Consider the following 21,322-nt stretch of genomic DNA (forward strand, 5'->3'; position numbering starts at 1 on the left):
GTGCCCGCTGCCGCGCACCCCCTGAGAGCCGCCCGCGACGAGGTCATGGCCGCGCTCACCGCGGTCCCCGCCGGCAGCGCCGAGGCGCGGGAACTGTGCGGGCAGGCCGGTGAACTGAGCTACCGGCTGTACGTGGAGCAGGCCGACCGCGAGGACCGGGACCGCGCCGTCGAGGCGTTCGCCCACGCCTTCCGCCGCCGGGCCGAAGGCCCGGCCTGGCCGCTGCGCCGGATCATGTACGGACACCTCCTCGGCCTGCGCCACGACGAGCAGCCCGGCCCGGAACTGGCGGCCGAGATCCACACCCTGCTCGCACAGGGTCTGCCGGAACTGTCCGAGGAGGCCGAACACGACGGGACGGCCGTGCTCGCCCGGTGGCTCCTCGCCTACATCACCAAACGCCGCGTCATGGACGAGCCCGACGAGCCCGCCCTCCTCGACGAGGCCCTGCGGTGGGGCCTGGCCGCACTCGACGACACGGACGGCGAGGACGCGGACCTCCTGGAGGCCCTCGGCTTCCTCTGGCAGCGTCACGCCCTCGCCACCGGCGACACCGCCTCCTACACCCGCTCCGCCGACTACTACGCCCGGGTACTGGCGGCCGGCGACAGGGAACGGGACCTCCCGCTGGCCCGCCTGTCGCGCGCAACGTCCCTCGTACTCCAGGGCTACCACACGGCCGACCGAGCCGTACTGGAGGAGGCCCGGGACGAGATCCTGCGCGCGCTGGCCGAGGCGGGCGGCAGCCACCCCTCATGGGAACGGGAGGCACGATTGCGGGCGGCCTTCGCCCGCGCGTCGATCGCCGCGACCTGGTCCGAGCGGGCGGAGGGCGACCGGGCCGCTGCCGAGCTGACCGCTCTGCTGACCTCCGAGGCGGACATCGACGAGCTGCCCTGGTTCTACCTCGACCGGTTCGGCCGGTTCCTCCTCACCCGCGTCCAGCAGGGACTCGACCCCCAGGCCCTCGACCTCGCCATCGCCCTGCTGACCCGGGCCGTGGACCGGTGGGAGCCCACCGAGGGAAAGGTCACGCCCACGGCCCTGGCCCTGGCCACCGCCCAGCACCTGCGGTACGAGATGGACCAGGACCCGGCGCGCCTGAGCGTGATGGAACGCGCCGGACAGTTGGCCCTGGACGGTGAGGAACTCCCCTCCGACGTACGCGACCTGCTCCTCCTGATGGTTTCCGAGGCGCGGCGCCGCCAGGGGAACGCCCGGTCCGACACCCTGTCCGCCGAGGAGATCATGCGCATCTACCGGGACTTCCGGGAGCGCTACGGGGACGGCGAGTCACCGGACTTCACCTTCGACGAGATCCTGTACGGCGAGGGCTCACCGGCCCGCGCGGCCTGGGACCGGCGCTTCTCGGAGCTGTTCGACATCTGGCGTGCGACGGCGCCCGGAGCCGAGCGGGCCGAGCTCGCGGCGCACCTCCTGCAGAACATGGTGGTCCTGGACCCCGGCGGTGAACGGATCGGTCCCGGGCGCGATGCCGAACTGACCGGAGCCGTCCTCGCGTACGCGGACGAGAACCCCGCCTGGCGCGGCCACGGGTACGCGGTCCTGGGCAACCACCGCCTCGCCCAGGGCATGCTGAACGACAACGCCGCCCGGCTCGCCGAGGCGGTCGAACACTTCGCGGAGGCCACTCGGGCGGGCAACGACAGCCCCTGGGTGACGCACGGCGCCACCATCGCCTCGGGCATGCTCGCGCAACTGCACGGGATCACCAGCGGGGTGGTCCCCGACCAGGCCGACTGGGAGCGGCTGCGGTCCGCCCTGGGCCCGTCCCCCAGGGTGGACCGTCTGCTGCGCCTCCACCAGGCGGGGGCACGGGCGGGCATCGCCGCCAAACGGGGCGACCTGGCCGACGCGGACCGGCATGTGGCAGAGGTGGCTCGGATCGTCGCCGAAGGGGAGGCCGAAGGCGAGGCCGACGACCCGGGCTGGATCGAGGCCTGGGCCATCCTGGAGACCGCGCGGATGTCCCGCAACAACCTCGCGGGCCGCCTCGGAGTCCCCCTTCTGCAGGTGCCCGCAGGACGGCCGTCGACAGCCGAACTGCGGCGCCTGGCGGCGAAACTGCCCCGCGGGCACCGCGCCGGGGTGATCGGTGGCATGGCCCTGGCCTGGAAGCAGGACGCCCTGGTCACGGCCGACCTGCCCCGGATCCGCGAGACCCTCGCTCTCAGCGAGGAAGCCGTCCGACTCAGCGAGCCGGGCGGCGAGACCTGGATCCGCTTCACCTCCGAGGCCGGCTCCGTGTACTGCGCCCTGGTCCTGGCCGAGGAACGGGCGCGCTCCCCGCAGCGGGCCCGTGACCTGGAGCGGGCCATCAGCCTCCTCGAAGGGGCCGTCGGGGCGATGGGCGGCCCCGAGCACCGGCTGTGGGCCATCGCCGTCCACTCCCTCGCGCAGGCCTACCGGCTCCGCTCGGAACCGGCCCGCCGCGACCGCGAACACGGCCGCCGCCTGGGGCTGGAGGCCATGCGCGGCTTCGTGTGCTCCGCGCTGCTCCAGTCCGGCACCCAGGACGCGGCCGAGGCCGCCCGGCTGGCAACCGACCTCTCCGAGGAGGTCGTCGGCTGGTGCGCGGCCGACCGGGCCGCGCAGGACGCCCTCCAGGCCCTCGACGCCTGCCGCGGACTGGTCCTGCACGCCGCCACCACCAGCCGCTCCGTCCCCGAACTGCTCACCGCCGCCGGCCAGGACGCCCTGGCCGCCGAGTGGCACGCCGCCGGCGCCGCGGACGACCCCGACTCCGCGCCGGGCGACCTGCGCCGCCGCGTGGTCCGCGCCCTCACCGAAGCCCGCACCCTGCTGCTGGACCCGCCCTCCCCCGAAGAGATCGGCGCGGCCTTGCGCGCGCAGGGCAAGGACGCCCTCGTCTACCTGGTGGCCGCCACCGCCGAATGCCCCGGCACCGCCGTCGTCGTCACCTCCCGCGGGGACGTCCGCGGGGTGCGCCTGCCGGACCTGCGGGCGGACGCGGGCCCCCTGCGCGGGTACCGCCCCGGCCGGGGCACCGCGCCCCGCGACATCGAACCCGTCCCCGGCCACGGCCCCGCCCGCCCGGACCCGGCCCCGGACCCGCCACTGCGGGACCGGCTCGACCGGCTCTGCTCCTGGGCCTGGCGGGCCGCGCTGCGCCCGCTGCTCGGCCACCTCGGAGTCCCCGGCCGGCCCGGCTGGGTACCTCGGCTGGTCCTCGTACCGATGGGCCCGCTCGGGCTCGTACCCTGGCACGCCGCGTTCTCCGAAGGGAGCACGGGCCGACGGTACGCCCTCCAGGACGCGGAGATCTCGTACGCGGCCTCCGCGCGCCTGCTCTGCGAGGTGGCGGCCCGCCCCGCCGTCCCGCACACCGGCACCGCGCTGGTCGTCGGCGACCCCACGGGCGACCTGCCGTACGCGGGCGAGGAAGCCGACGCCGTCCGGCGCGCCTTCTACCCGGCCGGCGAGCACCTGGGCCTGCGCAGCGGCGACGGCACGCCCGGCGAGGTCGCCCAGTGGCTGCGCGAACGCGCCGACGGCGGCGCCGTCCTGCACCTCGCCTGTCACGGCACGGTCGAGGAGAACCGGCCCCGCAGCTCCTACCTCGCCCTCAAGGGCGGTGTGCTGACCGCCGAGGAACTGACCGGGGCCGCGCACGGGCCGCTCGGCCTCGTCGTGCTCGCCGCATGCCGCAGCCAGGTCTCGGGGCGCGGGCTCAACGAGGCCTACAGCCTCTCCTCCGCCTTCCTCGTGGCCGGCAGCCGCTCGGTCATCGGCTCCCTGTGGCCGGTACCGGACGACGCGACCTCCGTCCTGATGTTCCTGACCCACCACTACCTGCGCCGCGAACAGGAGCCGCCGGCCCGGGCGCTGCGCCGGGCCCAGCTGTGGATGCTGGCCCCGGACCGGACCGCCCCCGAAGGCATGCCGCCCGCGCTGGCGGCCCGGCTCGCCCATCTGGACCCGCACGACCTCTCCGCCTGGGCCGGTTTCACCCACCTGGGGCAGTGAGGGACTGATCCGGCCTGGTCCGTAAGACACGGCCTACGGGACCACCGTGCGCAGGGCCAGGGTGCTCGCCGCCCACTGCCCCGGGCCGAAGGGGTCCGCCGGCAGCAGGTCCCGGCCCCCGGTGGACCGCCCGGGTCCGGCCAGCCGCAGCAGGCCGTCCGCCGGCGCGCGCCGGGGCGCGGCGGCTCGTACGGCATCGGCGTCCGGCTCCCAGCGGCTCAGGTGGAACGGCACCGTGTTCAGCTCCCCCTCGGCCACCACCAGCGTCAGCCAGTCCCGTACCGAGGCCCCCGGACGCACCGGCCGGGACGCGGGCAGCACCAGCCGCAGCGGCTGCCCCTCCAGGGCGTGGCCGGTCATGCCCGGGCCGATGAACTCGCCCGGGAACAGGCCGGTCCCGGCGCCGAACCGGTCGTCGAGGCTGACCAGTACGCACCACAGCGGCCGGGGCCCGGTGTTGCGCAGCCGCACGGTGACCCACGGCTCGCGCCGGCCGGCGTACGAAAGGACGACCTCCCCGTTCCCGTCGGGCCGCAGCGGCTCGCCGTCGCGGGCCTCCCAGGGCAGCACCTCCACCCTGACATGCCCGCTCAGGGGCGACAGGCCGGAGCTGAGGTCGCGGATCCGGTGCCAGTGGACCAGCCGGGTCAGGCAGTCGCCCAGCCGCACCGCGTCCGCCTCCGTGGCCAGTGGCAGCGGCGGCACGTACGGCGATCCGTCTCGGCGCAGCACCCGTGCCCGCGCGCCCCGCACCTCGACCCGCAGCAGCAGCCCCGCTGCGGCCTCCTCCGCCGAACCGGCCGCCACCTCGCGCAGCAGCGGCGACTCGGGCAGCGGGACCGTCCCGGCCCCCTCCCCGTCGAGGAGCACCGCAGCCGGGGGCAGCGCCAGGGCCGTCAGGGCCACCGCGTGCACCGACCCCGGTTCCGGAACCCAGCCGTCGGGAGCGACCAGCGTCCGGTCCGCCCGCACCGCCGTGGCCCGGACGGGGCCGCCCGCCGCCGTGAACTCCGTACCCGCGCCACCGGTCAGGCCGTGCACGCGCCCGCAGTCCACCTCCCAGCCCTCCGGCCCCTCGCGCAGCAGGTACGGGCTCGGCCGCCGGGCCGTGCCGGCCAGCAGCGGCCGGTCCGCGGGCCCCCCGGGCTCGGCCGGGAACAGCACCGGCTGCTGCCCCGCCACCAGCCGGCGCACCCCCGCGTCCGCCTCCGCGAGCAGCTCCCGGACAGTGGCCCCGGGCGCGGCCCGGCGCAGCGCGCGGGTCAGGGCGTACGAGAAGACGCCCTGCGTACGCGGCCCGTCGGGCCCCTCGACGGGCCGCTCGTACGAGGGCTGACCGCTCCGGCTCGCCGCCAACAGGACGTGGCCCGGCGGCCGGGCCGGCCCGCTCAGGTCCCGCGCGCCGACGGCCGGCCGCCACTGCGGCAGCGGCGGCAGCACACGGGGCACGGCCCCCTCCTCCTCGCGGCTGGCGCCGCCCGAGAAGCAGCAGTCCAGCACCGCCACCACCCGGGCACCGCCCGCCGCCGCCCCGTCGAGCAGCGCGCCCAGCCGTTTGTCCGGCAGCGGCCCGTCCGCGCACACCAGCGCCTGGCAGCGGCCGGTCGGCTCCAGCAGCAGCTCCTGCGGGGTGAGCGCCGGGTACTCCGTACCGTGCCCCGAGAACCACAGCAGCGCCGTGTCCCCGGCGCCGGCCCGCCCCAGGTGACCGAGGATCCCCTCCTCCACGGCGGCGGCCGTGGCCGCGCCGTCGGTGAGGACACGGGCACGGACCCGGCCCGGGGCCGCCGCCTCCAGCATGGCGCGGGCACCGGCCACGTCGTTCAGACAGCCGCGCAGAGCGGCACGCATCGCGGCTGGGTACTCGTTGATGCCCACGAGCAGGGCGTACACCGTCTCCATGGCCCCAGTGTGATCCGGCGGGGTGGGCGGCCACTGGCCGGAATCCGGTCGCATCGGGGGCGGCTGCGGGGCAGGAGTGGCTCAAATCCATTTCGCCGGGGGCCGGTTGACGGCAGCAAGTCGATCGGCGAGTCGACCCCACGACCGGCGGGGGCCGACCGGGCGAGAGGGGTTCGCAGGCGCGCTGCCCTGGACAGGATCGACGCATGAACTCCGTGAAGACCGTCCTTACGGCCACCGCCGCAATGCTCCTCGCCCTCGCCACTCCGGCCACCGCAGTCCCCGCGGCTCCCGCCGCCCCGGCCCGCGCCTCCGCGTCCGCCGCGCCACGTGCCTGCGACGGCGCCCCGACCTGCTACGTCGACGTGACGGTCGCTCAGGTCTGGGTGACTCCCGAACAGGTCCGGCCCGTGGACGCTCCGGCGACCACCAATCCCGCGGACATCCGCGGCTGGTTGACCACCATGTCCCTGGACGAGCGGCGTGAGGTCGCCGGGGAGACGCAGGCTCTCCACGGCGTGGCGGTGACCGTCGACCGCACCGAGTGGCAGGGCGGTCTGCTCTGGGACCACGTATGGGTGCACGGCCAGCCCACCCCCAGGGACGAGGCCGGACGGGGCGCCTACCCCGGCTGGATTCCCGACCGGCAACTGACCTCGGAGCACCGGCGCCCGCCCGGCGGTACGCACGAGGAACGCGTTGCCCGCCCCACGGCCCGGGGCTTCGCCACCGCCCAGGCCGCGCTTGCCGACCGCGGATCCGGGCAGGTGGGCGAGTACTCGTACAACACCTCCTTCCCGGTGAAGGCCGGTCCGCTGCCCGGGGTCGTCGCCGCCTACTCCCCCAGCGGTGGCCGGCTGTTCTTCCGGGCTGACGACATGGCGAGGGTGCCGGCCGCACCGAGCGGCGCGGACGTGGTCGCCGCCGCACGCGCCTTCATGGGTCTGCCCTACCTGTGGTCGGGCACGTCCGGATTCGGCTACGACTGCTCCGGTCTCACCGGCCAGGTCTACTCCGCCCTCGGCCTGACGATCCCCCGGGACGCCCAGCCGCAGTTCGAGGCGGGCGGCGGGCAGGTACCCGCCGGCTCGGCCGCGGGGGTGCGGATCACCGGTACGGAGGACCTCAGGCCCGGCGACATCGTCGCCTTCCGCCCCGCCACCGGCACCGAGGTCACCCACGTCGGCATCTATTCGGGCACGAGGAACGGCGAACCCATGATGATCAACTCGCCTCGCACCGGTGACCCGGTCAGGGAGGAGCCCATCGGCTCCACCGGCCGCGTCTACGTGGGCGCCACCCGCTTCCTCACCCGCTGATCCACGTACGCCACTGCCGCACGGCGCGGCCCCGCGGGCCGGTGGGCTCGCGGGACCGGGGCCGGTCCTGAAGGCGGGTGCCGTTCCGGGGGTCAGGGGCAGGTGGCCAGGAGGATGGAGACGACCGTGCAGGTGGCGGTCGCGCTGTCGTTGAGCGGGTTGGGGTCGGACGGAGCGGACACCGTACGGGTGGCGGTGACCGAGACGCGGCCCAGCGAGAGCAGGCTCAGCGGTACCCGGAACGTCTTGGCCGAAGCGGCGCCGGCAGCGATGGTGCCGTAGCCGCAGGTCACGGTGGCCCCCATGGCGGTGCACCCCGGGGACAGCGCGGTGGCGGAGGAGCCCTGCGGCAGGGTCGCGGTGAGCGTGGCCGAAGTGACCGTACCGGGGCCGGTGTTGTGGGCGGTCAGGGTGTAGGTGAGGTACGGGACGAGGAGGCTGAGGCCCGGCTGCGCGGCCAGGTCCACGTCGATGTCGGCGGGCGGGAGCTGGTAGGTGTACCGGCCCGCGCCGACCACGGCGCTGGTCCCGCCCGGCGTGGTGACCTGCACGTCGACGGGGCCGGCGGCGTGCGCGGGTGCGGTGGCCGTGCAGGTGGCTGCGGTGCAGGACAGGGCGCCGGCCGGGTTGCCGGGGCCGAAGGTCAGCGAGGTGGCGCCGCTCAGACCGGTGCCGGTGACCGTGACGACGGTCCCGCCGTCGGTCGGGCCCGCGGAGGGGCTGAGCGAGGTCACCACGGGTACGGGAAGGTAGCGATACCGGACGGCGGGGGACGTGGCACTGGTGCCGGCGGGCGTGGAGGCTTGTACGTCCACCGTCCCGGTCCCGGCCGGTGCGGTGGCGGTGCAGGAGGTCGGGGTGCAGGAGACACCGGTGGCGGGGTTGCCCGCGCCGAAGGTGATGACGGCGCCCGCCAGATCGGTGCCGGTGACCGTGACCGCCGTACCGCCCGCCGCGATTCCGGTGTCCGGGCTGATGCCGGTGACCGTGGGCGCGTCGCGGTGGAAGGCGAACACGATCCTGCCGTCCGCGGCGTTGGCCCCGTCGGTCAGGATGACCGGTGAGCCGGGGACCGTGCCAGAGACCAGGCTGGATCCGCCGCCTCCGCCACCGCCTCCGCCACCTGTGGTTCCGTACCGGCCGCCGGCACCGCCCCGGCCTCCGCCGCCGTAGCCCGCTCCGCCGCGCCCGCCGGCGCCGGCCGGATTGAAGACGCCCTGCGCGGCGGCGCCGCCGGAGCCGTTCGGGTAGGCGCCGGGCGAGCCGTTCGCGCCCTCGTTGTCCGCGCCCTGCCCTCCCGTCCCCGCCGCCCCGCCCGCGGTGTCGGTGCCCGGGCCTCCGCCCGTGCCACCCTGCGCGTCCGGGACCAGGCCGTGGCCGTCGGTGCCCGCGCTGCCGCTGTCACCGCCGGCCGCTCCCGGGTACGCCGGGGAACCGATGCCCGCTCCGCCCGCGCCGCCGCCCGAACCAGCCGTCAGCAAGGGGGTGTTGGAGGCCGTGGTGACCGCGACGAGGGCGCCGCCGAACCCGGACGCGCCGAACTGCGGGTTCGCAGTGGCGTTGGCGCCGCGGCGGCCGACGGTGACGTTGAACGTCTGCCCGGCAGTCACGGGGACGGTCGCCACGAGGTGCGCGCCCTTGCCGCCCGGTGTCCCGTCGAAGGCGTTCCCACCTCCGGCGCCGTCGAGGGTGACCACGGCGCTGGACACGCCGTCGGGCACGGTGAGGCTTCCCGAACCACCCGCCGTGCAGGTGACCGTGGTGACGGCATCCGCCAAGACCTCGGCGGCGCACACCCCTTCCGCCGCCGCCGGAACCGCCAGAACCGCCAGGCTGCCCGCGGTCAGTACGGACGACGCGGCCACTGCCAGCAGCTGGTGGCGCCACCAGGATCTCGGTCCGCTCACCACAGCAGTCGATGACATCGAAGCCTCCCCCTCTCAGCTGCGCCCGGCGGCGGCCGGAGGCGAAGACTCCTGGGAAGCCGCGGCCGGACGCTCCGGCACGACGAACCGGAGCGCCGTCCCGCACACGGGGCCGCCGACGTTCGCCGGTATCACCGAACCCCTCGCGGGGGCGGGGGCCCTGTGACACCGGCGGAAGCATCGCAGCCGCTGAGCCGGGACGCGGGCGAAACTCCAGATCATTCCGCCGGCCTCACCGAAAACGCCGACCGAGGGGACGGGGGCGTTTACGATGCGAAGTTCCGCCCCGACGCCGCTGTTCCCCGAGCCCGCCGCAGGTCCCCGCCGCCGACCCCGCAGCCGGGCACGACCGGCGCCTTGTCGTGCTCGCCGACCCGGTCACCGCGGCCCAGCACCCCTGGCCTGCTCACTCCATGACAGCCGTGATGACGGCTCGACCGCGCCGACTGCTCATCGCTGCGTGCGGCGGGTAAGGCGGGAGCGGCGGGCGGCGGCGAGGTCGAGCACATCGATGGCGGTCTGGGGCGGGCTGTCGATATCGACGGCGTGGCTGCGCAGTATCGAGACCAAATGCCGACCGACCGAGGGGGCTTGGGCGGGGATGCCCCGGTCGAGGGCGGCGTCGAGCATGCCGGCGAGCTCGCGGGTGTGGTGGGCGAGGGCGGTGGCGGCGAGCCGCGCGGCCTCGGCGGGGTGGTGGCGGCGGGTGAGCTGCTGGGTGAGGGTGGCGAACGCTTCCCCGGGCAGGGCGGCGAGAAGCTGCTCGGTGTCGAGCTCGTCGGCGAGTCGGCGCAGCATGGCGGCGGCCGTGGCGCGCGGGAGGTTCGAGCGGACGTCGGCGGGGCCGTGGTTCGGAAGAGTGACGATCAGGCGATGAGTGTCGAGGGAGGCGAGGGTGACGACGTTGGGTGTGCGGTTCACGGGGGCGGGGTTCCTGTCCGGGGTCGAGGTACTGCTCACGCGCGGGAGGAGGCGCGACGGGTCGCGCGGACCGGTCGCGGCAAGGGCTGGAACGGCACATGCGAGCTCTGCGGGGCCCACGGGTCGTTGGGACGATGGCGCGGGTTCCGCGGTCGAAGGTGGCGGCGAAGTTCTCGGCGGCCCGGCGCCGTACCGAGCAGGTCAGGAACAGGCTTTCACCGTCCTTCCGTTCACTGGTCTGCCTTACGAACGTGCGCGGGGTGAATCTGAGTTCGGGGTGAACCTCTTCCGAGTTCAACTGGGCTGGCCATGAGGACTCTTGGGCGGGGCATGCGGCATCGTCGGGTGGTGGTGGTCATGGATGACGCCCTCCCGGTTGCGCAGGACAGGCTCGCCGCGTAGCTGCAGCCGCCCGGCGGGCACGGAGCAGCCGAGTCAACGCTGCTTGGCGTGTAGGGCAGTTGCCGTTGGCGCCGCCGGTCAGGTCGAAGCGGGCGAATCACCGGCCTTCACTGCCGACGGTGACGACCCACGGATCGGGCGAGGCGAGCGGATCGGGCCGCGTCGGTCCGGTCAGGGCGAAGGTGCCCGGGTGGTTGATCCCGAACGGCGACTCGAGGCCGGCGGCGGTACGGGGAAACGGCACCATCGCCACGCCTGCGTCGTTGACCAGCAGATCGAGCCGGTCACGGTCCAGCCGTCACCGAAGGCGCGTACGGGAGTAAGAACGGCCAGGTCAAGGAGGCGCTCCTCGTCTCGTGGGTGAGGGCGTCCGGCGGGCAGCTGGACAGGGACCCGACATAACGCAACCATCAGTTGCGATAGGCTGGAGCCTGACACACAGCCGCCCGCTAACGCAACTAGGAGTTGCAATGGAGTTGGGTTCCTCCGGACCCGTCCGCCCGGTCGGGCGAGGCCGCAAGGCACAGGCGGCGGTGCGCGCCGCCACCCTCGCCGAGTTGGTGGACCGGGGATACGCCGAACTGACCGTCGAGGGCGTGGCTCAGCGGGCCGGGGTACACAAGACGACGCTCTACCGGCGCTGGAAGGACCGCGAGAGCCTGGTCGTCGACGCGCTCTCCGAGCATTTCGCCACCGACATCCCCACTCCGGACACCGGCGCCCTTGAGACCGACCTGCAAACAATCGCGCGTGCGCTCGTGCAGAGCATGACGGGCCCGGTGGGCAGGGCGGTGCAGACCGCGATGTTCTCCGATGCCCGCCGACTGCCAGAGATCGCCGAGGGGCAGCGGCGGGTCTTGGCCGACCGGTTCCGGCGGGCTGCCCCCGTGGTCGCCCGCGCCATCGAGCGGGGCGAGGTCCCGGCAGGAACGGATCCGGCCGAGCTGTTGAAAACGCTGGCCGCTCCGATCTACTACCGGTTGCTTGTCAGCGCCGATCCGGTCGGGGAGGACACCGCTGACCAGGCCGTGCGGATCACGCTCGCCGCTGCCCGCGCCGGCGCGCTGACACAGGGTTCACAGGGTTCTGCCGTAGCCCTCAAGGCGACGGACGAGGACACCGGTCAGGAATGAAGGACAGCGTGCCGTGCCGCCGGGATCAGGTCCTCGGCTTGCCAACGGGAGAGCGGCACGCGGCCGTCCCCCTGTCTGCCATCCGCACCACGTTCGGTGCAGCGGTGCGGACCGCCGTCGAAGCCACCGTCCGACTCCACAGCGATTGACCCGATCAGCGGTCAGTTCTTCTTCAGCTCCTCGGCGAGCATCACAATGATGCCGCTGGGACCGCGGACGTACGCGAGCTTGTAAACGTCCTCGTAGGTCGCCACACCGCGAAGCGGACGGCATCCGTGCTTTGCGGCTGCCTCAAGTGCTTTGTCGATGTCGTCGACTGAGAAGGCGACGCGATGCATGCCAATCTCGTTGGGACGAGTGGGCTCCGTCTCGATCGCTTCGGGGTGGATGTACTCGAAGAGCTCAAGGCGACCGTGCCCGTCTGGCGTCTGGAGCATCGCGATGTTGGCGTGATTGCCATCAAGGCCGACGGCGGTGTCGGTCCACTCACCACTGACCGTGTCACGGCCGACGACCGTGAGGCCGAGGTCGGTGAAGAAGGAGATCGTTGCTTCGAGGTCGCGAACAGCGATGCCGACGTTCTCAAGTTTGATGGCCATGCGTTGCATGCTACCGATCCGGGCCGATCAGGTACTTCCGGCACGGACGCAGCCTACGGACCGCATGGCCTGCCGGGCCTTGAGCCGATTGCTTCCACGACCTGGCCGACGACGAAGAGACTTGGCAGGCCAACCGTCGAGTCGTCCCGCAGGCAAATCGACCGAGCGGAACGGACGACGCACAAAGGCAGCGGCACAAGCCACAGCAGTGCGCTCGCCTCCGGGTCCTGCCGAACACCGCCGACAAGGATCAGTTCGCTCACGAGCAGGGTTTGATTCGTGACGCCTGAGGCTTCGGGCACGCTGGGCCTCCTCCTGCGTGGTCAGACGCCGGCTGGCCTTGGCGCCCGGAACAAGGAGCTGCAGCATCCTGTGGCTTTGTCTCCGAGAGCTGGGTTCTGGCACAGATCTTGGGGAGCGGTCGCGGAGCGTTACCCCGTTGTTCGATTGCGAGGAGACGCTTCGCGTGAGACCGCGTACGCCTTGTCATCCGCCGACCAGAATTGACGCTCCCTCAGGTGCTTGCCTGCCGCTGCTGCGCTCGGTTGTGGGTGGTGATGGTGCTGGTCATGCAGAACGATGCACCGTTGTGGGACTCGCTGGTGTTCGACGGGAACGACGAAGTGGACGTCGAGGCGGTGACGGCCGCGTTCGATACAGTCGAGGTGATGGCAAGAGGCCGCGCGGTGGGGGCGGCATGTCCGGACTGTGGTCGCTTCTCGGACCGAGTCCACGACCGATACCAGCGCAGGCTGAAGGACCTTCCGCTTGCTGAACAGGGCTTCGTGATCCGGCTGACGGTCCGGCGCTTCATCTGCGGAGCGGCGGACTGCCCGCGCCGGACGTTCGCCGAGCCGTTCTCCCGGCTGGCTGCCCCGCACGCAAGGTTCACGACTCGACTCAACCGCGCCTTGGAGCGGGTGGGGCTCGCGCTGGCCGGGCGGGCCGGCGCTCGGCTGGCTGCCCAGTTGGGCTTCGGCGCGGGAAGGATGACCTTGTTACGCAGGGTCATGGCATTGCCCGATCCACTTCAGCACGCCGCGTGTGCTGGGCGTGGACGACTTCGCGATCCGTCGCGGCCAGACCTACTCCACCGTCTTGACCAGCGTCGAAGACCATCGCGTGGTCGATGTGCTCCCGACGCGTGAAGCCGGCCCGCTGGCCGCCTGCCTGATCAGCCACCCAGGCGTGGAGATCATCTGCCGAGACCGGGCGGGTGCCTACGCTGAAGGCGCCCGGCGCGGTGCGCCCGACGCTCTGCAGGTCGCTGACCGGTTTCATCTGTGGCAGGGCCTCGGCCGGGCCGTGGAGACCTGCGTCGCCGCCCGCCGAGACTGCCTGCGCAATCCTTCGCCCAGCGGCATGTTGCCGCAGGCCACCCGACTGGCTTCCGGTCGGCCGCAGGACGACTCGGCGCCCCTCGGCCGACGGGCCGAACGGAAGAAGGCAGCACACGCCCTGGTCCACGAGCTCCTAGCCCAAGGCCACTCACGCCGGGCGATTGCCCGGCACCTGGGCTGGGGTCTCAACACCGTGCTCCGGTACGCGAACGCCGCACGCTGGCAGGACACCTTTCGCGAGAACCGGCCCCGGTCCAGCAGGCTGGACCCCTACAAGCCCTACCTGGAGCGGCGATTCGCCGAGGGATGCACCAGCGTCACCCGACTGCACGGCGAACTCATTGCCGCCAACGCGCCCGTCACCTACCAAATGGTCCGCGCCCACATCGCGACCCTCCGCAGGACTCCGGCCGACGCGGCACCGCGGCCGCCGTCGGTGCGGCAGGTGACCGGCTGCCTCACCCGCCACCCCACCGCCCTGACCGAAGATGACCGCGCCGGACTGAAGGGCATCCTTGCCCGCTGCCCTGAACTTGACACGGCCTCCAGCCATGTCCGTGAGTTCGGCGAGATCCTCACCGGACGCCTCGGCGCCACACTCCCCACCTGGATCGATGCCGTCGACGCCAGCCAGCTACCCGGCCTCACCGGCTTCGCACTCCATCTGCTCCGAGACCTCGACGCAGTGACAGCCGGTCTCACTCTCAACTGGAACTCCGGCAGTATCGAGGGAGCCGTCAACCGCATCAAGAAGATCAAGCGGCAGCTCTATGGCCGCGCCGGATTCGAACTTCTCCGAAAGATGATCCTGCTCCAATAGCACTACGAGACGCTCCCCAAGAGCTACGCGAGAACCGAGAAGTACTGCGCAGGTCAGATACCTTGCAGACATGACCAGAGCGTTGCCTACTGACGTTGCTCACGTACTGGACACAGCTTTGAGCATGGTGGTGGACCCAGGTCTCGCGCTGCATCGGCAGATGCGGCATCTCCGACTGGAGAAGTGCTGTGCGTGCGGCTGCGGTTCGACGTACTTCAGTCTCGATGCGGACGGTGTTTCACCCGCACCCGCGCCTACGGGCACGCAGGTGGTGGCCGACATGGAACTGTTCGGCGCGGACGGAGAGACCGTCGGCGAGGTTCTGGTGTTCGCCGAGGACGGGTATCTGGCGTGGCTTGAGGTCTGCTCTTGGAACGAAGACACCTTCACACTGATCGACGCACACCGGATCCTGTGCCCATGCGACCGATGAGTGCCGGATGAGCGACCAAAGTGCACATCCTGTGCCCATGCGACCGATGAGTGCCGGATGAGCGACCAAAGTGCACTGGAACAGGGGGCCCTGGGCTCGTGACCCTCCCCCGGTAATCGAACGACACCGTCGCCCTCCGCGACCGCTCCCCAAGATCTGTGCCAGAACCGAGAGCTGGCAACGTTTTTTGCTGGCACGTGGGCACGGTCTGTCGGCAGCAGGAGACGTGTTGCCGAGTTCTGGAGACGCACCGGTACTTGCTCGAAGCCCTTCTCGTGTGCTGGTCGACTCGGAACAGGTGGTGATGTGGTGGGCCAGATGCCGAGTGCAGCTACTGGATGCTCGTGAGGTGCGGATGTCCCGGGTCGGCGGGGCAGGCGAAGACGTTCAGCTTGCCCCAGCGGCCCACCGCAACCCCGGTGGACGCGCCACCCCGGCCCACGGCCGGGTCCCGCTCCTCCAGCGGCATCCAGCTGCCGCTTCCGCCGTCCCACTCCGAGCTGTCGATGGTCAGCAGCAGTTCCATCGGGGCCGCGCAGGCAGGGCAGTCCGTGGCGGCGGCGTCGGTCAGGTTCCAGGACGCGTAGCCCCCGGCGCGCCAGCCGGGCGGGATGGACAGGTCGAACTGGTAGGTCGGCCAGTCCCATTCCTCCGCTTCCGCTTCCTCGGCCTCCTCTTCGAGGGCCTCTTCCCTGGCCTCGATCCGGGCGCACAGCTCTTCGGGCAGCAGCCCGGCGAAGGGGTACGTGACCACCTGCTCGGGGTACAGCACGCACGGCTCGGGCACGTAACCCTCGAAGCCCACGACCTCCGGCACGGGCGGCTGCGCCATCGCCCTGTCGACCTCCCACGACCGGCGCCAGCGCAGGTCCAGCAGCATGCCGGTCCGGTTCTCGCCGTGCGCGTCGAAGGGGCACCAGAACACCTGGAGCAGATCGCACTCCTCCGGCCCCGCAAGCAGGTCGGGCACGTCCCGGCGGTACAGCTGGGCCAGACCGATCATCGGGAGCGGATCCGTCTCCCCGCTCTTCCCCGCCGCCCGGTGCCTGTGCCTGAGCTCCTCCAAGAGCCGGCTCTCCTCGTCCGTGAGGCCGGAGTCCTGGTCCCGGGCCCACGCCGCGGCCCGCAGCTGCCGCTCCCGGTGGATGTCTGCGGGGCGCCGGCCGCGCCCGTGGGGGTGCGGATCGGTGCACACCGGCCACGGCTCGTCCGCCGGCCAGAGCATCGGCCCGCCCACGGAGCTCGCCGACGCGTCGGGGCTGCCCGGCCGCGGGTGCAGCCGGGTGGTCGTACCGCGGTGGGCGGCGAGCCCGGGGAAGAGCACCTCGACGTCGAGCGGGCGCGGTGGCGTGGTCCTCGTCATGATCCCGAACCCTAATGCCGCGGCCGGCCTGGCCCCCAGCCGGCCGGTCGCCGGGCCGAGGGGTCCGGCCCCGATGGTCACATCGAAGCAACTGATCCGTCCCCCTCATGTCACGCACCGCAGGGCGCGGTCCACGGGGTCGTGAACAGCCACCACTGGTCAGTGCCGTTCTGCGGGCAGAAGAACGACCGCCACTGCCGAGGTGATGGCGCAACCCTTCACCCGTGTGCGCCAGGCCAAAAACCGGTGCCGGTGGCCCGCGACGAATGTCCTTGCGCTGCGGAGGCCGTTGTGATCAAGGAATCGGCGCCGCTGCGGCCCTACCGGTGACACCCCACGAGGTGTTCGCGCCCACGGGCTGTTCGCCGCGCGACCGAGGATGCGAATGACTCCGTTCTCAAGATCATGGGGAGTAGTGATGGCGCGGACCACCGCGACAACCAGGTTCCTGTTGTACACGGCGTCGGCGGCACTGGCCGTATCGCCCGTTGCGCTGGCCCAGGCGGCACCGGCCACGCAGCAGGGAGCGCAGAGCACGACGACTGCCTGCTCGCCGCAGGAGGGCATGGCCACCGGCACCGGCTGGATTCACGGCAACAACGGCAAGGTTCCCAACAACGAGCTCGCGATGGGCCAGGGCTGCCTGACCACTACGACCTCCGGCGGGACGGCAACGCTCACCTTCAAGGTGAGGGCCAACGCGGCAACGCGCGAGAACAAGGACTCGCCGTGGGTGCCGGCGAAGAACTTCCACGGCTCCGCGAACTGCAAGCTCTACCGGGTGGACAAGAACGGCCACTTCAGCCTGAAGGACAAGGACGTCACCCGGAATTTCCAGGACGCCTCGGGGCCGGTCGACGCCTGCGAGCTCACCGCCAAGTACCCGACGTCCGAGCTGCGCAACCTGAAACTGCGGTGGGGCCTGAGCACCGGCGTGCGCTCCAGCGCGTACGTCACCAAGGACATCAACCTCTACGAGGTGTCCTGGTACTTCGGCCGCGACGCGGCCGCCACCCCCACCGCGGCCGCCGAAGTCGGCAACAGCATCTACCCGCTGTGGTGAGATCCCGGGCAGCCTGACCGCCCCCAGCAGCCAGGCTGCCGAACTGCCCGAGCTCGGTCAGCAGCGCGGCGCCGGTCTGGATCTCGTCCGCTGTCCAGCCGCCACCGACAGCGTGGGCTTGCCCGGAGTCGCCATGGGCTTGCCTGCGTCGCCGGTTTGACAGGTGACGTTGACCGCGTTGACCGCTCGGTTCGGGGCGCGGGCCGCCGGGCGGACACCGGTGGACGCCGCGGCCAGTCGTCCGTCCGATTCGTCCGGTCAGCGGCCACCTGGGCGGCCGAGGGCGTCGCGGAGGAACTCGGTGATCTCCGCCCGTGCCGCCTCGGCCTGCGGCACTACGGCCGGCATGCTGACGAAGGCGTGCGTGGCCTCGGGGAACTCGGTCAGCCGCGCGGGCGTCCCGTCCGCGCGCAGGCGCTCGGCGTAGCGGCGGCCGTGGTCGGCCAGCGGGTCATGGCTCGGCACCACCACCAGCGCCGGGGCGAGGCCGGCGAGACTGCCGGCGTGCAGCGGAGACAGCGCTCGAGGATCGGTTCCCGAGGGGACGGCTAGCCGCTGCAACAGCCGCAGTTGGGGAACGGTCAGGGTCGGACTGTGGGCGTGCTCGGTGACCGAGGGATGGTCGAACATCGTCCTGGTCACGTCCGCGACGGGGTTGACCAGCACCTGCGACCGCAGTTGCAGGCCGGCCTGCCTGGCTCGGACGGCGGCCAGCGCGGTGATCAGTGCGCCGCAGCTCTCACCGAACACAGCGATGCGCGCCGGGTCGATGCCCCAGTCGGCGGCGTGCCGCACCAGGTGGTCGAGCCCGTCCCAGCCGTCGTCTGCGGCGGCCGACAGCGGAGTGTCCGGGGCGAGGAGGCGGTGCTCGACCGAGACGACAAGGGCCGGCAACCGGGCGGCGAGATGGCTGTTGATCCAGTCGCTCTGCACCGCCGTGCCCACGAACCCGCCGCCGTGGACGTGGAGTACGAGGGGCAGGACCCCTGCCCAGTCGGCGGAGCCGGCGCCGAGTTCGCGCACCGGCCGGTGGACCCGGACCGGCAGGCGGCGACCGGTCAGCGCCAGCGACTGCCATTCGATCGCGGCACCGGGGTCCGGCATCCCGGTGATCTCCCGCATCGCGGGTGACGCCCGCCTGCGGTTCTCCGCCTCGCGGTAGGCGGCCAGTTCTTCGGCGGTCATCGCCGCCCAGTCCGGCTCGCCCCCAATGCCTGCTGCCGCAACCCGCCACTGCTCGCCGACGGTTGCCGCGCACCGCTGTCCCCGCTCACGCCTTCTCCTCCCCGAATGATTTCGCTACCTTAGGTATCGATACCTAAGGTAGCGGAACTAGCTATGGTGAAGGAATGACTCGAACGCCTCCTCCCGCCCGACCGCCCGGACGCCCGCGCGCCGGCCTCGACGCCCAGGTCTTCACCGCCACCCTGAGCACGGTCCACGAAATCGGCTACGCGCGCGCCACGGTCGAGCGCATCGCCGCCGCGGCCGGCATCGCGAAGTCGACGGTCTACCGCCGCTGGCCGTCGAAGGGCGCGCTGATCGTGGACTGCCTCCTCGACGCGTTCGGCCCGGTTCCGCTGAAGGACGGCGCCGACCGGGCCGAGCTCATGTCCTCGACCATCCGATGGATCGCAGCGAAGATCGGCGACCCCGGGGTGGGCGACGCGTTCGCGGGCGTGTTCAGCGACGCCGTCAGCGACCCGGCCCTGCGCGAAATCCTCTCCACACGGTTGCAGGACCCCTACCGCCTCGCCCTCCAGGACGCGCTCGACGAGCCGGAGAACAGGGTCCTGTTCTTCATCGATGCCGTCGTCGGCACCCTGCTTCACCGCATGGGCATGACCGGCAGACCGATGGTCGATGCCGATGTCGACGCCCTCGTCGCCATGATGCTGCCGCACTTCGCCCGCGGCGTCGGTCCGACCTGACGGTGGATCGCCGACCCGGCAGCGCAGACCGATGCCGCGGTCGGCACAGACGGCATCGGGCAGGGCTCGCAGGTCACACGAGGACGAGCCGGAGATCAGCTCACGTACCACCCGCTGATCACTGATATCGGCGATTCACAAGAACAGGAGGAGCCGTGTCGCGCTCCGAACCACTGCCCCGCACCGTCCGCCTGCTGTTACTCGCCCGGGTCGTCAACCGACTCGGGGCCTTCTCGCTGCCCTTCCTCACCGCGCTGATCAGCTCCGACCACGGTGCGAGCCTGACCGCCGCCGGGCTGGTCAGCGCCGCCTTCGGGCTCGCCACGATCCCCTCGCGGCTGGCCGGGGGACACCTGGCCGACCGAATCGGCCGGCGCACGACCATCGTGCTCGGGCTCTGCGGATGCGCGGTCGCACAGCTGGCGATCGCGGCCTCCGCGTCGCTCACCTGGGCAGTCGCCGGGGCAGTGCTGCTCGGGCTGGCCTTCGAGCTCTACGAACCCCCGAGCCAGGCGATCATCGGCGAGTCCGTGCCGGAGCAGCACCGGGTGCGCGCGTTCAGCCTGTTCAGCGCCGCTCTCGCAGCGGGCGGCATGGGCGCCGGGCTGCTCGCCGCCCTGCTCGGCCGCTGGGACCTGCGCTGGCTCTTCGTCACCGACGCCGCCACCTGCCTGGCCTGCGCACTGCTGATCCGGCTTGCCCTCCCCCGCGACCGTCCCGAACCACCCGGACCGGACCAGGACGGCACCGCCGTACGACCGCTGCGCGACCGAGCCCTGCTGAGCGTCCTGGCCACCGGCACCGCCTACGCCCTGATCAACCAACAGACCGTGATCACCCTGCCGCTCGCACTCACGCGGCAGGGCCTGCCCGCCGCCGACGCCGGGCTGTTGTTCACCGCCGCCGCAGCCACCACCGTGCTCGCCCAGCCCCTGATCCGCCTGCCCTGCACGACCCGGCTCACCACACCCGTCGCACTCGCCCTCGCCCATCTCCTCCTGGCCGCGGGACTCACCGGCTACGCCCTCACCCGCACCCTGCCGGCACTGCTCGCCTCGGCCGCCGTGATGAGCCTCGGCGACCTGCTGGTCATGGGCCGCATCTACGCGCTCGTCACCGAGCTCGCGCCACCCGGTGCGAGCGGCCGCTACCTGGCCGTCTTCGGTACCAGCTGGGGGATCGCCGCGACGCTCGCACCCGTCCTCGGCACCCAGCTGCTCGCCCACGCGGGGACGACCGCACTGTGGTCCGCAATGGCCGCGTTCTGCCTACTGCTCGCCGCCCTGCACCTTCGCGTGACACCGGAGTCCGCAACGTCAGACGGATCGCCCTACCTGACGGTCGAAAACTGAGCCGGCGTCAGCTGTAGTCGGCTGCGTTCCGTACCTCGCCGAAGCGCGGGAAGCTCCGCTCTACGGTGAACTCGTGCTCGTCCGCGGCCAGTCCGGACATCGCGTCGGCCACGAACTCGAGCTCGTAGCCGTGGTCGGCCGCGGCCCGGGCGGTGGATTCGACGCCCATCGTGGTGACCAGCCCGGCGAGCACCACGGTGTCCACACCGAGCTTGCGCAACTGCTCGTCCAGGTCGGTGCCGTAGAACGCTCCGATGGTGCGCTTGACCACCACGATGTCGCCTTCCTCCACCAGGTCTTCGGCGAAGTCGCTGCCCGGCGGCTGCTCGGCGACGTTCGGACGCTCCACCCGGACCATCACCACCGACCGTCCGCTCGCCCGGAACGACCTGGCCAACGCGCGGCAACGCGCGAGCACTTCATCGCCGGAGTGAGGTGCGAGCGGGAGGCCGATGATGCGCGGCATCAGGTCGATCAGGATCAGTGCGGAGGTCATGGCGACGATCGTAAGGCCGCGGCGGGCGAGGCCGGGGTCGACTGCCGCCTGGTCCGGACGGCGGAACTTCCCCGCGGCGGTCGCCGCGCCTCGGGGCACAGGACGGACCTGAGCTCGGGCGGGCGACCCCGGACCGCCCACTGCTGTCCCGGGTGCCAGGGTGAACAGCCCCGCTGTACCTGGGAAAAGCACTTCTTCAGCCAAGTCATGGGTTTTTACGGAACGTTCCCAGGGGATTGATCAGTTCTTATGGTGGCAAGGAAAGCCCCGTGATAATTTCGCCAACCAGCGAGGGGACTCGTGCCGACTTCTGGG

At 72.3% G+C, this 21,322-nt stretch carries 17 protein-coding genes; 9 read left to right on the forward strand and 8 right to left on the reverse strand.

What is annotated here, in order from left to right; translation table 11 throughout:
- Window positions 1-4,008 carry a CHAT domain-containing protein gene (locus tag OG509_RS02075; protein WP_406179548.1) on the forward strand — a complete coding sequence of 1,336 codons (4,008 nt, stop codon included), beginning with the start codon at window positions 1-3 and terminating at the stop codon, window positions 4,006-4,008.
- A 33-nt stretch (window positions 4,009-4,041) separates the two neighbouring features.
- Here OG509_RS02075 and OG509_RS02080 read toward each other — a convergent pair whose 3' ends face one another.
- Complete coding sequence (locus tag OG509_RS02080) at window positions 4,042-5,910, reverse strand: caspase domain-containing protein (RefSeq protein ID WP_406179550.1); 1,869 nt, start codon at window positions 5,908-5,910, stop codon at window positions 4,042-4,044.
- 206 nt (window positions 5,911-6,116) lie between these two features.
- On the opposite strand from OG509_RS02080, the gene OG509_RS02085 reads away from it, so the two are divergent.
- The gene (locus OG509_RS02085; protein WP_406179551.1) at window positions 6,117-7,229 is read left to right on the forward strand and encodes a C40 family peptidase; all 1,113 of its coding nucleotides are present in this window, start codon (window positions 6,117-6,119) and stop codon (window positions 7,227-7,229) included.
- Between the two features lie 92 nt (window positions 7,230-7,321).
- Here OG509_RS02085 and OG509_RS02090 read toward each other — a convergent pair whose 3' ends face one another.
- From OG509_RS02090 to OG509_RS02100, 3 genes are all read right to left on the reverse strand, one after another.
- Window positions 7,322-9,136 carry an IPT/TIG domain-containing protein gene (locus tag OG509_RS02090; protein WP_406179552.1) on the reverse strand — a complete coding sequence of 605 codons (1,815 nt, stop codon included), beginning with the start codon at window positions 9,134-9,136 and terminating at the stop codon, window positions 7,322-7,324.
- Between the two features lie 468 nt (window positions 9,137-9,604).
- Window positions 9,605-10,075 (reverse strand): hypothetical protein, encoded by a 471-nt coding sequence (locus tag OG509_RS02095; protein WP_406179554.1) that lies wholly within the window; start codon window positions 10,073-10,075, stop codon window positions 9,605-9,607.
- Window positions 10,076-10,574: 499 nt separating this feature from the next.
- Window positions 10,575-10,724 (reverse strand): hypothetical protein, encoded by a 150-nt coding sequence (locus tag OG509_RS02100; RefSeq protein ID WP_406179556.1) that lies wholly within the window; start codon window positions 10,722-10,724, stop codon window positions 10,575-10,577.
- A gap of 286 nt (window positions 10,725-11,010) precedes the next feature.
- Between OG509_RS02100 and OG509_RS02105 the strand changes: the two genes are divergently transcribed.
- Window positions 11,011-11,610 (forward strand): TetR/AcrR family transcriptional regulator, encoded by a 600-nt coding sequence (locus OG509_RS02105; RefSeq protein ID WP_406179558.1) that lies wholly within the window; start codon window positions 11,011-11,013, stop codon window positions 11,608-11,610.
- 161 nt (window positions 11,611-11,771) lie between these two features.
- Here OG509_RS02105 and OG509_RS02110 read toward each other — a convergent pair whose 3' ends face one another.
- Window positions 11,772-12,209, reverse strand: a complete 438-nt coding sequence (locus OG509_RS02110; protein ID WP_406179560.1) for a VOC family protein — start codon at window positions 12,207-12,209, stop codon at window positions 11,772-11,774.
- Window positions 12,210-12,778: 569 nt separating this feature from the next.
- Between OG509_RS02110 and OG509_RS02115 the strand changes: the two genes are divergently transcribed.
- The 3 genes from OG509_RS02115 to OG509_RS02125 all read left to right on the forward strand — a co-directional run bounded on the left by OG509_RS02115 (window position 12,779) and on the right by OG509_RS02125 (window position 14,802).
- Complete coding sequence (locus OG509_RS02115; RefSeq protein WP_406179562.1) at window positions 12,779-13,357, forward strand: transposase family protein; 579 nt, start codon at window positions 12,779-12,781, stop codon at window positions 13,355-13,357.
- Window positions 13,308-14,369, forward strand: a complete 1,062-nt coding sequence (locus OG509_RS02120; RefSeq protein ID WP_406179564.1) for a transposase — start codon at window positions 13,308-13,310, stop codon at window positions 14,367-14,369. Before OG509_RS02115 ends, OG509_RS02120 begins: the two co-directional genes overlap by 50 nt.
- A 70-nt stretch (window positions 14,370-14,439) precedes the next feature.
- Window positions 14,440-14,802, forward strand: a complete 363-nt coding sequence (locus OG509_RS02125) for a hypothetical protein (protein ID WP_406179565.1) — start codon at window positions 14,440-14,442, stop codon at window positions 14,800-14,802.
- 331 nt (window positions 14,803-15,133) lie between these two features.
- Here the strand turns inward: OG509_RS02125 and OG509_RS02130 are convergent, their stop codons facing one another.
- Window positions 15,134-16,165 carry a hypothetical protein gene (locus tag OG509_RS02130; RefSeq protein ID WP_406179567.1) on the reverse strand — a complete coding sequence of 344 codons (1,032 nt, stop codon included), beginning with the start codon at window positions 16,163-16,165 and terminating at the stop codon, window positions 15,134-15,136.
- A gap of 418 nt (window positions 16,166-16,583) precedes the next feature.
- Between OG509_RS02130 and OG509_RS02135 the strand changes: the two genes are divergently transcribed.
- Complete coding sequence (locus tag OG509_RS02135) at window positions 16,584-17,228, forward strand: hypothetical protein (RefSeq protein WP_406179569.1); 645 nt, start codon at window positions 16,584-16,586, stop codon at window positions 17,226-17,228.
- 258 nt (window positions 17,229-17,486) lie between these two features.
- Here the strand turns inward: OG509_RS02135 and OG509_RS02140 are convergent, their stop codons facing one another.
- Entirely contained in the window at window positions 17,487-18,413 is a 927-nt protein-coding gene (locus tag OG509_RS02140) for an alpha/beta hydrolase (protein WP_406179571.1), read from the reverse strand.
- A gap of 164 nt (window positions 18,414-18,577) precedes the next feature.
- Between OG509_RS02140 and OG509_RS02145 the strand changes: the two genes are divergently transcribed.
- Window positions 18,578-19,159: a TetR/AcrR family transcriptional regulator gene (locus OG509_RS02145; protein WP_406179573.1), complete on the forward strand. Its 582-nt coding sequence runs from the start codon at window positions 18,578-18,580 to the stop codon at window positions 19,157-19,159.
- Between the two features lie 155 nt (window positions 19,160-19,314).
- Window positions 19,315-20,511, forward strand: coding sequence for an MFS transporter (locus OG509_RS02150; protein WP_406179575.1), 1,197 nt, complete (start codon window positions 19,315-19,317; stop codon window positions 20,509-20,511).
- A gap of 7 nt (window positions 20,512-20,518) precedes the next feature.
- Here OG509_RS02150 and OG509_RS02155 read toward each other — a convergent pair whose 3' ends face one another.
- Window positions 20,519-21,007, reverse strand: coding sequence for an isochorismatase family protein (locus OG509_RS02155; RefSeq protein ID WP_406179576.1), 489 nt, complete (start codon window positions 21,005-21,007; stop codon window positions 20,519-20,521).
- Between the last annotated feature and the right edge of the window lie 315 nt (window positions 21,008-21,322).

The organism is Streptomyces sp. NBC_01006, assembly GCF_045162725.1.
In the GTDB taxonomy this organism is placed as follows: Bacteria; Actinomycetota; Actinomycetes; order Streptomycetales; family Streptomycetaceae; genus Streptomyces.